Here is a 13685-nt window from a genome sequence, read left to right on the forward strand (position 1 = left end):
AATGGATTGGACGAGGCGCTGTTGCACCATTCTCTTTGCACCAGTTTCCGATGCTAGAACCTCGTGGGTTCTTCCGAGGATTTCTTGATCTCCAGTCGGTCGAGATCTTCGAAGTCAGCAAGAGTGATTAAGGAGGCCCTCAACGCGTCTGCCAGCTCGCCGGCACGTCGGCCCGAATATGCGGCGTTCTCTGTGTCGACAACGAGAGAGCGACAGTGCAGCTGCCTGGCGATTTCCAAAGCCTCCTTCCACGGATCACCGTCGCGGAAAGCCACGTTCGCTCGTCCGTCACTCAATACAATCAGAAGGGTTGAGGAGGTAAGATACGTCTTCGCGAGTTCAAGGGCATGCGACAGTGGTGTTCGTCCGCCTGTGGGAAGGTATTCAAGGGCTGCAGCAACGTCGTCTAGCTGATGCGACGGCTCAAGCAACACCTTAGCATCGACGCCACGAAAGACAACGATTGCCACTTCATCATCTTTCTTGAATGAGCGATTGAGTATGCCGAGAACTGCACCCTTCACAAGCCGCATCTTCTCCTGCGCCGCATGCGAGCCACTTGAATCGATCAGAAATAGATACCTCACACCTGATCTTGGTGCGCGCACTTTCTCATGCATATCCGACAGGCGCGGTTGAAGAGTTCCTCTTTCGAGCACTGCATGGTTCAGAGTCGCGCGAAGATCAACCTCCCGAGGGGTTTCGGTTCGTCGCGTGGCGATAACCGGCCCTGGGTGTTCAACAAGGGCTGCCTGAGCATCGCCGCGCTGTGCAGATTCGTTCACAGGCGCGTAAATAACCGGCGCAATCATTTCCCTTGGAGCGAAGATACGCTCCATTGCTTCCTTCGCATTTTGATTTTGACCAGAGTTTTCGGGCTGTGGGCGCGGAAGGGGCGAAGGAGTTGGCGGCATGGAACGAACACCTGTTTTTGTGCGGTGATTGAGCACGAGGGGAAGTACAGCATCGACATGGCGTGACTCTACGCTCGCATCACCCATTACGGAAGCACATGCAATGCTGGCACGCACTGCGGCAAGGTCTGCTCGCAGTGAGCGCACACCTGCTGCACAGATTGCCGCTCCGATCTGTGTCAAAATTTCTCCTGGGCAATTGACTGAATTTATGCGATCTCTGCCTCGGGCAATCTTGTCATGCAGTGCTTTCTGTTCGTTGGCCCACTCCACTACGAATCCTTCCGGATTGCGCTCGAATTCGAGTCTGCGCTCTACAATCATCTGCCGCTCTTGCACTTCCAGAGGCGCTGCAATGTCCACAGACAGGGCGAAGCGATCGAGTAACTGTGGGCGCAGGAGACCTTCTTCCGGATTCATGCTGCCGAGCAGCACGAACTCCGCCGGGTGGGATACGCTGAAGCCTTCACGCTCGATCACATGAACACCAGTGGCAGCGGCGTCGAGTAGCGCATCTCCGAGATGTGCCGGCAGGAGATTCACTTCATCGATATAAAGCACACCTTCGTTGGCCTCAGAGAGCAGCCCAGGCTTCAGAGAAGGACTTCCTTTGAGGGTACTTTCGAGGTGAAGGCCTCCAAGCAGGCGATCCTCCGTAATGCCAATGGGCAGATTCACGAATGGCGCCGGTTCAGGAAGCAGCATTGCGAGCGCACGTGCCGTTGTGGTTTTGCCGGCACCTTTGTCGCCGCGCAGCAGAACGCCGAGACGCCAGTCAACGGCAGCCAGGAGTAAGGCAAGTTTCATTTGCTCCTGCCCGACGATAGCTGAGAACGGATACGTGATCGGCTTCATTCCACTGCTTCCCGCTTCGGTTCACCTTGTGCTTCGAGAACCGCTTCGCTTTCCAGCAGTACGCCTCGCAGAGCCTCCAGCGTCTCCGGATTTGGATTCTCCCACAGCCCACGATTGACCGCCTCTAAGAGCCGTTCGGCAATCGCATTCAAAGCCCAGGGATTCGATTTTGAGAGGAATTCTTTCATCTCCTGCGAAAGCGCATAGTGTTCGGTAAGTCCTTCGTAGACGAAGTCTGGTGCGATCTGCGCCGTGGCATCGAAGCCGAAGATGTAATCGACTGTGGCTGCAAGTTCGAGACCGCCCTTATATCCGTGGTGCTTGATGCTTTCTATCCACTTCGGATTGACGACGCGCGAGCGATAGACGCGCAGAGCTTCCTCCTTCAAATCGCGGACGCGCACAGCATCAGGCCGGGAGCTGTCGCCGAAATAGGCCTTGGGTTGAACACCTGTGAGCGCACGGATAGATGCAACCATGCCGCCGTGAAATTGGAAGTAGTCGTCGGAATCGAAGATGTCGTGTTCTCGATTGTCTTGATTGTGAAGTGCGACCTGAATGGACTGAAGTCGCTCGGCAAATACTGGCCGTGCATCGACGCCTGCCGCAGTTCCGCCATAAGCGTAGCCGCCCCATTCCAGGAAGGCGCGGGCAAAGTCTTGTTCGTCTTTCCAGTTGCCGGTCTCAATCAGAGGGAGAATGCCCGCTCCGTAGGCGCCGGGCTTTGCTCCGAATATACGATAGCGCGCCTGAGCCTCGGCTTCATCGGCAGGTAGTTCCTTCTTCTTTTCGAGGTCCGCCAGATAGTGTTTCCGTGGGAAGTTCTGGTCGAGCGGTTCATCCTGATCGATCACCAGCGAGACTGCCTGGTCAAAGAGATCGATCAGGTGCGGGAATGCGTCGCGGAAGAATCCGCTGATGCGCAAGGTCACGTCGATGCGCGGCCTTCCCAGATTTTGAAGTGCGATTAGAGAAACGCCATCAATGCGGCGGGACTGCGCGTTCCATCTCGGCTCAACACCAAGCAGGGCGAAGGCCTCTGCGATGTCGTCACCGTGAGTCCGCATCTGTGAGGTGCCCCACACGCTTAATCCCATCATCTCGGGATATGTGCCCTCTTCTTTGACGAAACGCTCGATGGCTTCGTGTGCGAGGTGTTGGCCGACTCGCCAGGATGCTTGAGAGGGGAGCGCTCTTGGATCGACGGCATAGAAGTTGCGGCCAGTCGGCAGGATATGCGCCATTCCTCGCGTGGGAGCACCTGCTGGTCCTGCAGGGACGTATTTCCCCTCAAGCGCATCAAGTAGATGTTCAATCTCATCGCCGGCCTGCTCCAACCGTGGAACAAGCGTTGCGCAGGCAAAGTCGAGAACATTGCTAACGTCCTCTGACGCGAAGCCGAGAACAGCCTTCTGAACCTCAGAGATAGAATCTCTCCGAAAGCCCAAGTTTTCGAGCATGGTGTACAGATCGAGTGCCGCTTTATCGAGCAAATCCAGGACATCGGCATGCGTATGCACTATCTGACCAAGTAGATTGCGGCTCTCTGGAAGCCGCTCTCCTGGTTTTTCCAGAAGAGCCGCAAGGTCAAAACCGGATGCGCTGGCTATAGACGACTGAAGGCTTGGAGCACTTGAGTTGGAGAGACGTGTCAGCGACTGAAGCATTTCCGGCAGAGGTGGCATTTGCCCCAATGTATGCAATCCACTACGAATCTGCGCCATGCCCAGTTCGCAGAGGTAGCCGTCGAGGTCTTCAATTAGGTGAGCGACGTCATTGCCGCTCATTTCCGCCAGCGTTGTCGGAATTCCCTCTGGCGTCAGTTCGTCATCCCAATCGTGCTTATGGTCGCCATGATCACGGCTGAGCATCGTCTTGAGGCCAAGGTCGGCCTGTAGATTCGCTTTTTGCACGAGATCCCATATCTGCTGCTGCAAATAAGGCAGCTTTGCGGGATCAAGCTTTTCTACGGCGTAATACTCGTTGACAAGCTGATTGAGCTCAGCGAGCACGCCGTAGGTTTCTGCCGTGGTCATTGGTGGAGTCAGGTGATCGATGATTACCGCATGCGCGCGGCGTTTGGACTGGCTGCCTTCACCGGGGTCGTTGATGATGAATGGATAGACAAGAGGCATGTCCCCCAGTAGAAGATCGGGAAAACACTCCTCAGAGAGACCGATGCCTTTGCCGGGAAGCCATTCAAGTGTGCCGTGCTTCCCCAGATGCACGATGGCATCTGCGCCCCACCCGCCTTCCGATTGCGGCGTGCTGAGCCAACGGTAGAAGGCGGCATACTGATGCGTCGGTGGGAGATCAGGTGTGTGATAGATGGTATCCGGATCGATGCCGAATCCGCGTGGTGGCTGGAGAGCCACCAGTGCATTGCCAAAGTTGAGAGATGCGAAGTGATAGCTTTGCTCGTCGCTCCACGGCTCATGATCGAGGGCTGCGAGTTTTCCAGCGAGCGAGCCCATGAGCTTCTTATCCGTCTTTGGCTTCGCGGAGCGCACGCTGGATCCATGAGGCTGCGGCTGTCCCCAGTAGTCTTCCATTCTGCGGCGGGAACGCTCAGGGAACGCGGAGAACTGTGCGTGATATGCCGCTCTTGAGAAACGTTCCGCATAGTCGGGATGTAGCGGGTGACGATCGTCATACGATCCGCGTTCGAGCAAACTCTGCATCAGGTCGTCGGATGTATTCGGCAATGCGGTGATGTTGTAGCGGCGACTTCGCATGGCGTGCAGTGCCGTCAGGAGACTTGCGGGAGTATCGAGACCAACTGCTCCGCCAACCTGAGAGGCCTTGGCGGCTGAGTTTGTGAGAACAAAGGCGATACGCCGTTCTGAGTTTGGCGTGTGGCTAAGCTTCGCCAAGCGGGCTGCGATTCCGGCTACTCGTTCGATCCGTTTCTCGTGCGGAACATAGAGACCATCGGAAACCGATGCGCCGCGTTCCTTGAAGGAAATCGGTACGGTGATAATGCGGCCATCAAATTCAGGAATGGCTACATTGATGGCAGTATCGAGCGAGTTCAGGCCTCGGCGCGATCCTTCCCATGCGCCTTGCGCCATTCCGCTGGCAATGGCTTGGATGACGGGAACTCCTAGTTCTTCGAGCGATGTGACGGCTTCGCCTGGTTCCGTAATGTCTCCGGTGTTGACTTCGCCAAGCGCAAATGACAGCGTTGAAATTAGCACGTCTGTGCGCCCTTCGATCCACTGGAAGGCTGCAGGTCTGCCGGCCTCCAACGACTTGAGGCTCGAAGTGAAGATGCAGAGTGCATTCATTCCACGCTCTTCGATTGCCTGCGCCAGGGCATCGATAAATCCAGTGTTGCCGCTCATGCGATGAGCCCGGTAGAAGAGCACAGCAACCGTGGGCTTGCGCGGATCGGCTCTGCGTTCCCAGTCTTCGATGGCGGCAATATCCATGTCGGGGAGATAGACACCATGTTCCGGCATTGGAGTGGGAGCTGCGTAGCCATGTCCGGTTAGTAGAAGGCGGTCGGAAAGGAAGCGACACAACTCGATAAAGTTGTTGACGCCGCCAAGAGCAAGATACTGAGCGGCCGTCTCCATCACGTCGCCAGGAACGTTGACGGTTTGCGAGAACTCGGGGCTTAGCTCGCCGGTGCCGCTGATGAGCACGAGAGACTGTCCGCGCTGAATGCACATCTCGCGCAGGCGGTTAAACGCTGGCACGCAACTGAGAGGGCCATGAACACGCAGCACAATAACGCGGGCACGGCCTAACTTCCCGCCAAGCAGTACCTCCATCTGATCTTCGCTGTGGAGTGCGTTGAGGGAATAAGAACCTACTTCGAGTTCCGCAGGGAGAAGGTCTTTTGCGCGGGCTAACGTCAAAAGGTCCGTATCCGCGTGTGAAAGCAGCATGATGCCGCCGGTTGGTTGCGGAGCCTCGGTTTCGTCGGGCAGTTCGGCCGGTTTGCGTACATCCCAGTCGTAGTAGTTGAAGACGAACTCGCTCAGCTCAGCCGGAGGTTTGAGGAATCGGTCGGCTTTGAGCATCGACTCGGTGTAATCGAAGATCTGCCGGACCTGCCAGGCGCTGTTTACGGAGTGGAACCAAACGGATCGCCCGTCAAAGACGAGGCAGGCTACATTCGCCAACGCGCAGGGGCCGAGGCATCCGCCTTTGGTGAGATGTACTTCATTGCGGATTTTGCGCCGCAGCCACTCTTCCTTATAGACATCGACCGGAACCTCAGCATAGCCGCGGTCGGTTCGGCCACAGCAGCAGCCGGTTACGCAGTACGACAGATGCCCGCGGTGTTGAACGATGTTCAGAGTGCGGCCATCCGCACGGATGACGCGCTGACGATACGATGTCATATCTCCTCCACAGGCGTTCTTTGGCGGATTACCCAGACCAGGTATGGGCCACCAATTAAGGCAAGTACAGCACCGGCTGGAAGCTCCGAGGGCGGCATGATGATGCGACCGAGGGCATCACAGAGCGCGAGTAGTGCTCCACCTAAGAGAAAGGAACAAGGCATCAGGAGCCGATGATCGGGGCTGATGCGTGAGCGCACAAGATGCGGCACAATCAATCCGACAAAACCGATGGGGCCGGTGAGAGCAATTGCCCCGGCAACAAGAATTGAGCCGAGGATATAGCCTTGCGCGAGTAGAGCTCCAACACGCACACCACGCGAGGCCGCCCATCGCTCCCCAACAGCAAGCAGATTCCAACTGCGTGCCTGCGCGAGTATGAAGGCAGAAGTTATGAACACAACTGCTGCCAACACTACTAGCGAGGTGTAGCTTGTCGCGTCGATGCTGCCGATCAGCCATCGCGCAATGGAGAACGAACGCGACATGCCAGCGAAATTGCTCAAGATAATGATGAAGGCAGCACAGATGCTATTAATGGCGATCCCTGTCAGGAGCAGGCTGAAAACTGAAATCTGGCGTTGACGAAATGCGCCTCCGATCACGAGGATGAGAACACCGAAGGCCCCGGTCAAGGCTCCGATCCACGTTACGGGAACTCCGAGGAAGGTCTCCCAGCCGGCGGCTATGACGGCGACTGCTCCTAGTGAAGCGCCCGCCGAGATGCCAAGTGTGTATGGTGTGGCAAGCGCATCGCGCAGCATCGCCTGAAAAAGCGTACCTGCGAGTGAAAGTGCGCCTCCGGCAACGAGTGCGAGAAGAGTACGGGATACCCGCAATTGAAGCAAAATCTCGTAGTCCGGCGCCTCACGTTGCAGCACGCGCGTCAGGCTGATGGGGCCGGCTCCGACCCACGGGAGCAGCAACGCTGCTCCGACAAAGACCATGAAGGAGAGCAGGACGCTGTACCGCGTCAGGAAGCCAAGCTGTTGGGTTGTGGTCATTGGTACCACACCCAGGGCGAGCCTGCCGGAGTGCTGCCCATATCGAGGCGTTTTGAAAACAGGCTCAGCCATTCTGTGTTGTCATGGGTTTCTGCGGTTCGGATGTCATAGGCGATGGCTCCGCTTGCAAGCACGATGAGGCGTGTACAGTAGGTTAGCGCCAGATTCAAGTCATGCGTAGCGGCGATGCAGAGTTTTCCTTCACGCGCTTCTTCCCGCAATATGTTGAAGCAGTGCAACTGCTGTTCGATGTCGAGGAAGGTGGATGGCTCGTCCAGAAGGAGCGTATTGGCGTTCTGAGCGAGACACGCGGCGAGCAGCACACGCTGGCGTTCACCTCCGCTCAGAGAGCGAAAGGCGCGATGACGCTGCGGCCAGCAGGAAGTGCGCTCCATAGCCGCACGGATGTATTTGTGGTCCTCCTCGGATTCATACCAGTGGTCAGTGTGCGGGTATCGGCCCATACCGACTAACTGCTCTGCAGTGAATGGGAGATCGGCATGGATGGCCTGCGGCAGATGACTAATCTGTTGCGCGATTTCCCGGCGTCTCCATTGCTTCTGATGGCGTCCGACGATGGTGACTGCACCGGTTTCGGGCATGCGAAACCCGGAGATGATGTCGAGCAGAGTGCTCTTTCCGGAGCCGTTGATGCCGAGCAGCGCAAGGAACTCTCCTTCTTCGGCGCAAAAGCTGATCGAATCAAGGACGGGGCGGCTTCCGTAGGAGAAGCTCACGCCATCGACTTCCAGCAGACAGCTCAATCCGAACCTCCGATGCCATGAACGAAATCAAATAGCTGTTGCGTCGCAATCGGAGTGCGCGGGCCGGGAACGACGAGCGAATCGGTGGTGCCGGCGTAAACGTGTCCAGTTCGGACAGCCGCAAGATCCCGATATTGACTCCACAAGGCAAGAGTTGCGGCACGTGAGGCTCGGCGAGCCTCTTCAGTTTCCTGTGTACCACTCAGATCGATAATGACATCAGGATTCTCACGCAGGACCGTTTCAAGCGAAATATGCGGGTATTGCGGCAGACCTGGTTTTGCCAGGACATTGATGCCGCCGGCAATTTCGAGAACCTGGTTCACATAACTATCAGGACCAACAGCAATCAGATTATTCAGCGTTCCCTGTTGACGATCCACTATGATCAGCACACGCGGGGAGCGCATAGTCTTTGCTTTGGACTGAATGGCGTCGAGAGAGCTTTTGATCTGGGCGATCAGGATGGCCGAGCGGTCGGGAACGCCTGCGGCTTTCCCGATGAGCTGAATGCCTGTGTAAATATCTTCCAGCCTGACGTATGGCACTTCGACGAATGGAATGTGAAGAGCAGTCAACCTGTCCGTTAGATCATTGGCATTGCTTTTGCGCTCCAGCACAACGAGGTCAGGCACAAGTCGAGCAATGGCCTCGGCATCAGGATGGACATAGCTGCCGACTTTTGGAAGTTTCTGAACCTGAGGCGGGTAATTCGAGAAGCGTGACACCCCGACGACCTCATCTCCAACGCCCAGCGCAAAGAGCGTTTCCGTGATACTGGGGGATGTGGAAACTATCCGCTGCGGTCTGGTTTGTGCCGAAAGCGTCAAGACGTGGATCGGCACATAAACCAGCAGAAGAATTGCTTTGAGGCGGAATTGCTGTCGTAGAGCCATGCCAAACCGGAGAACCCTCCTCGGAGGATGCGAACGATGGATGCCAGAGTTTGAGGATTCCTGCAGCGGATACATTGTTTCTTGTCCTTTGGTAAAACGAAGGCTTATCTACTGGCTGTATGCCGTCCAGCGATGTGTGCTTTCAGGGCTTGATGCAGCTTTCTCCGCAAGCCACCCAAAAAAGAACCCAAGTACAGTCCACAGAAGCATCTGCATTTCGAGGACGGCCATACGGAATCTCCACATCAAGGTCACGGGAAATCCGACCGGAACCTCGTCGAAATTTGGAAGAAAATGAGCACCTGTGGCAACGACAACGACGAAGAAAACTGCCGCAACCAGCAAAGCATTCCAGACGCCCAAACGGTTATGCAAACGGTTCTCAACTTGAACTGCGAGGACCATGGCAATGACCGAAACGGCAAGCAGCAGGAAGAATGCCCCGGTGCGCAGGCCGATGGTTTCGGGATTCCCTACGGAAGGCGGATTTGCCGGATATTTCAGCGCAGGGACAACTGCAAGTGTTGCAAATCCCAAACCTGCCAACAGGGCTGAAAGTGAACGCGGGCTTGTCACAGGCATCCGGCCATAGGCGAAGGCAAAAACAAGCGCGAAAATGCCACCTATGGCAGTACCTTCAATGACGGTCGCCGTCAGCAATCCGAAGTTCCTTTGAATGCTGCGGCTCACAATTTCAGGCTCAGGCGGCTCGTCTTTCGCCCGGTCCATGCTGATTTCAATTGCGATGGCGCGTTCTACCTGCGGTTCGCCGATCCACCGGGCCAATGCGAAGACGAAAAGGCCTGCGACGACGCCTGCAAGCATCCCGCGCAGAAGCAGGATGCGAATCATCTAATAGCCTCTTGTCAGTGACAGGGAAATCCGAGGAGATGACGGCCGTCATGCACGAATTCATGAACGGCATGTCCCTGGATGAGAGAAGTAGCCCCCTGTTCGGCTCCGACAAAGTAAATCGCCAGCAACATCAGGAGCCCGCCAAACAAGGCCCAAGGCAATATTTCGCGGACGGGAATAGCTGGAATGGAAACAGGTTGAGGCGTCAGCACACTAACTACGGATTGGGCCATTTGAGAACCTCCCGGGATCATGCGTCCCACAAGCAGAGTTCGCTTCAGGAATGAAGGAAGGTCTGGCTTATATCACAGTGGCGCGACCGCGCCGGAATTGCACCGGCTTCTTCACTTCATTATCAAAGACTAATCTAACCCTATGGTCCCTCTATCATAAGTGTCAAGGTTCTGGTATAGACCCGGCAGAGGAACTCCCTTGACCGCTCGGCTCACGCTCATCGCGCACGCAGCAACAGAATCACAAAGACAGGCAGCCTTTCCGCTCGACGAACCTGTTATCGAGCGCGATGATAAGGGGATTGGTGGATTTCCCTGGACTGTGCCTCGGGCGGACCGCATTTTGTCAGCACCCGAGCAAAGAGCCCAACAAACATCCCATATCTTGGGACTCCCGGTGGTGCTGGCAGAGGAACTGCGAGACTACGACTATGGACGATGGAGCGGTAGGAAGTTGGATGTACTGCAAGCCGAGGATCCCGACGGAGTCCTTGCGTGGTTGACCGATCCAAGCGCCGCACCGCACGGAGGAGAGTCGCTGGAAAACCTAATTGCTCGAGTCGGAAGATGGATGGACGAGCAGCGGTCAATAAAACACACCATCGCCGTAACTCATCCAGCGGTAACTCGTGCAGCGATTGTCCATGCTTTGCAAATGCCCATGATGATTTTCTGGCGAGTGGACATTGCTCCGCTGACTCTGACCGATCTGCGTTTCAGCCGTGGCGTTTGGACGCTGCGTTGCGTAGGTTGCTCACTGAAGCAACACTCGGACGAGTGAGATGTCTGATCCGAGAAATCGCGAGGCTCGCGTCCAAAGTTGGCCGGGTGTTCCTATCCATTGTTGGGGGGAATCTAGGTAAGGGCAAGTTGCTTCCTCGTTCATTTTGTGCTCCTGATGAGCTTGAGCACAGCCTGTGCAATTGAAAGGCGGTGCTCAAAACCTGCACTCGGTTTCGCTATTTCCAGAAAGCCCAGCCTGTTGGGCCGCCTAGCGTGAACCGAAGGCCGCTGCGGATGGTAAACGGTGTGGCCGGGAACCCGAAGGCCGCTTGATAGTGTTGGCTGAAGAGATTTTCGATGCTGGTGTAAAGCTGCAATGAAGAGCGTAAGTTATAAGAGCCACTCATATCGAACTTCTGATAGGCAGGAGCCAGATTCCGGTTAGGAAGCAACATGGTATTGCCGCCATCTGCATTGGAGAGAAACGTGCTGTCATCGCGGCTTCCAATCAGAGACCCGCTGAAGGTCGCAGTGAAATTTTTGTGGTTGTAGAAGAGAGCCAGGCTTCCGGAATGGGGGGCACGTCGAAAAGGTCTTGCTCCGACGAGTGGAGAAAAAGCTCCAATTGGAATACTGGGAAACTGTGGATTGAACGATGGAACACCGAAGGCCTTGGTGGTCACTGGATCGAGATACGTATAGTTTCCCTGAAAGATCAGGCCATGCCTCAGGTCGATTTTGGCGTCGAGCTCAGCACCCAATGCGCGTTCGGAGTCCGCATTGACGTATGCTCCGCCGAAAGGCGTGGCTTCGGCGGCTTCCGGAGGCACTCCCAAAGCGACCAGTTCATTTACATTCAGAAAGGAAATCAGATCATAAAATCTGTTATAGAAGAAGGTTGCCCCGACGATGGCACGTCCATTCCAGAGTCCCTGTTCGATACCCGCATCGAATGTACGGCTTCTTTGGGGACCGATCGGCGAAATGTTGAACTGACTGATCTGCTCCGGAGTAAGCAAGGCAAAGAGTGCTGACCCCTGCTGTGATGTACTGGGCTCCTCGATTCCTTGTCCATAGTTGAATCTCAGTTTCGTTTGTCCAAAGAATCCTGCGTCCAGCGGGCTCCGCAAATAATAGGCCAGAGAGACGCGCGGCGTTGCGGCAACGCCAAAGACTTCGTTCTTATCGACGCCCACGCCTGCAGTCGCAAAAAAGCGATGGGCCAGGCTGCCGTGACCTTCAGCAAAGTAACGGTAATTGTTGCGAGTCAGTCCCTGGCCGTTCTCATGCTCGAAACGAGCACCTGCGACTCCTGTCCAGTCTTCCCAGAAACGATACTCCGTCTGGGCATTGATGGACCGGTGGCCTTCATATGACGAGAAGATCATTGGATAGGCGCCGCCGAAATCAAGAATTGCCTGGCCGGTCACACTGTATCCATTGCTTCCGCGAATGGTTACCGTATTTCCCAGATACACAGGTCCTTCAATTGGTGAATCGAAGAATGAGCCCGTCGGTGTTGGATTAACATTCAGGTCGCTGAATTGTGTATAAGCGAACTGCGCCTGATTATGCCAGCGTTCTGTGGTTTGATCCTGTATGGTTCCACCGATGTATGTGTTCTCGTTTCGTTGCGTGGAATCATCTTCAATCCCATAGAACAAGATGCCGTTGGGGGTTCCAAGATTGGTGGTATTGTGACGTGCGGTGATGCGTATGCCTGTTCTCTCGTTCAAAAACCAGCCAAGATTTCCGTCGAACGTAACATTATGAAAGAAATCGTTGGAATAGCTGCCTCTCGTGTCATAACGCGCAAAGTTGCCGAAGTAATCGAAGTGCCCGATTGCCTGCCCAAGAGAGGCGTCCTGATTGTAGGTATTGAAGTTTCCGCCGTCTGCTGCGTATTTCAACTGAGGAGTGCTGGTTGAGCCTTTGGCTGAGGTCACACTCACGACACCGACCAGCGCATTGCTTCCATAGAGAACACTGTTCGATCCGCGAAGCACTTCCACGCTGGCAACCCCACTGTTGGTGAGCTGCGCGAAGTCGAAGCCGCCTCCGATGCTGTTTGCCGGAATGCCATCGATCAAAACCTTATTGAAATCGGATTCGCCTCCACGAAGGAACAGGGAAGTGGTGCCTCCGCGCTGACTGGTCTGGACGATCTGTGCTCCGGGCACCAGCCGAAGTTCCTCGAGAACATCCAGCTTGTTCAATGCCTGAATCTGGTCGCTGTCGATGAGGCTGATCGATGCGCCCGTCTGGGACTCCGGAATCGCTGTTCCGGTTGCAGTCACGACAATCTGCTGCGGCAGAGCGCCAACGCTCAAATGCACGGTCGTCTCTACCGTCTTTCCGTCGCCGACAAATATTGGTGAAATGGTCTGTTCTGAAAAGCCCTCGGCCTCGATGTGAAGGCTGTATGTTCCTGATCGAGGCGCGTTGAGCGAGAAAAAGCCTTCGGCATCCACAGTGCCTTCGGCGACTTTATTGTCTCCCTGAAGAAGAGCGACTCTAGCAGGCGAAACTGCATTGCCTAAGGAGTCCAGGACCTTGCCGCGTATTGTTTCGCCCGTTTGAGCATTTAGATTCAGTACGAATAGAACAGCCAGCAAACTCAGACCGGTAGAAAATAGAAATCGAAATCTTGCAATCACTTTTCGTGTCCTCCTTCGCCCTAGAAAGAGCGGACTTATCGTGCTGGAGGGATCGGTCTTCTGACTTGCGATGTCTTGCCGCGACTGCGCCTTCCCACCCTTACAAGGGCAGTGGCATTGTGCAATCGGTTCCATCGCATACAGCTGCTGGGCAGTGGCGGATTCGCACCGCGCTTCCCGTACATCCCGCCTTGTATTAAATTGTGCAAAGCTCCGACGCGCTTTGTTCAGATATAAAAGGACCCTACTTAACAAGTTCTAAATTGCGGAACTACATTTCCCGACTGTGCCCCTTTCCGTCCTCACTCGTATGAAAGACATAGAATGGATGCCCCTCGCGTCCGTAGAGAGTTTCGGCAGTGACACGAAAGACTTCTTCGATGGATTGCGCATTCAACACCCGTTCGCAGGGGCCAATCGATTGAATTCGCC

At 55.4% G+C, this 13685-nt stretch carries 9 protein-coding genes and 1 riboswitch; of the genes, 1 reads left to right on the forward strand and 8 read right to left on the reverse strand.

Features of this window, described 5'->3' with window-relative positions:
- Positions 1-53: 53 nt before the first annotated feature.
- The 7 genes from AC5S16_RS06635 to AC5S16_RS06665 form a co-directional block, all read right to left on the reverse strand.
- Positions 54-1769 (reverse strand): ATP-binding protein, encoded by a 1716-nt coding sequence (locus AC5S16_RS06635; RefSeq protein ID WP_493929252.1) that lies wholly within the window; start codon positions 1767-1769, stop codon positions 54-56.
- On the reverse strand, positions 1766-6121 hold the full coding sequence (locus tag AC5S16_RS06640) for a cobaltochelatase subunit CobN (protein WP_493929253.1): 4356 nt from the start codon (positions 6119-6121) through the stop codon (positions 1766-1768). Before AC5S16_RS06640 ends, AC5S16_RS06635 begins: the two co-directional genes overlap by 4 nt.
- Entirely contained in the window at positions 6118-7125 is a 1008-nt protein-coding gene (locus AC5S16_RS06645; RefSeq protein WP_493929254.1) for a FecCD family ABC transporter permease, read from the reverse strand. The genes AC5S16_RS06640 and AC5S16_RS06645 overlap by 4 nt, the downstream gene beginning before the upstream one ends.
- Complete coding sequence (locus tag AC5S16_RS06650; RefSeq protein WP_493929255.1) at positions 7122-7889, reverse strand: ABC transporter ATP-binding protein; 768 nt, start codon at positions 7887-7889, stop codon at positions 7122-7124. The genes AC5S16_RS06645 and AC5S16_RS06650 overlap by 4 nt, the downstream gene beginning before the upstream one ends.
- Complete coding sequence (locus AC5S16_RS06655; protein WP_493929256.1) at positions 7886-8785, reverse strand: ABC transporter substrate-binding protein; 900 nt, start codon at positions 8783-8785, stop codon at positions 7886-7888. The genes AC5S16_RS06650 and AC5S16_RS06655 overlap by 4 nt, the downstream gene beginning before the upstream one ends.
- Positions 8786-8893: 108 nt before the next feature.
- Positions 8894-9637, reverse strand: a complete 744-nt coding sequence (locus tag AC5S16_RS06660) for a CbtA family protein (RefSeq protein WP_493929257.1) — start codon at positions 9635-9637, stop codon at positions 8894-8896.
- Positions 9638-9651: 14 nt separating this feature from the next.
- Complete coding sequence (locus AC5S16_RS06665) at positions 9652-9873, reverse strand: CbtB domain-containing protein (protein ID WP_493929258.1); 222 nt, start codon at positions 9871-9873, stop codon at positions 9652-9654.
- 199 nt (positions 9874-10072) lie between these two features.
- Here AC5S16_RS06665 and AC5S16_RS06670 point away from each other — a divergent pair, with 199 nt between their 5' ends.
- Positions 10073-10654: a histidine phosphatase family protein gene (locus AC5S16_RS06670; RefSeq protein WP_493929259.1), complete on the forward strand. Its 582-nt coding sequence runs from the start codon at positions 10073-10075 to the stop codon at positions 10652-10654.
- 178 nt (positions 10655-10832) lie between these two features.
- Here AC5S16_RS06670 and AC5S16_RS06675 read toward each other — a convergent pair whose 3' ends face one another.
- The gene (locus tag AC5S16_RS06675; protein WP_493929260.1) at positions 10833-13253 is read right to left on the reverse strand and encodes a TonB-dependent receptor; all 2421 of its coding nucleotides are present in this window, start codon (positions 13251-13253) and stop codon (positions 10833-10835) included.
- Positions 13254-13286: 33 nt separating this feature from the next.
- Positions 13287-13457: riboswitch (cobalamin riboswitch) on the reverse strand.
- Positions 13458-13685 lie beyond the last annotated feature (228 nt).

This window comes from Acidobacterium sp. FHG110202_01 (assembly GCF_059115305.1).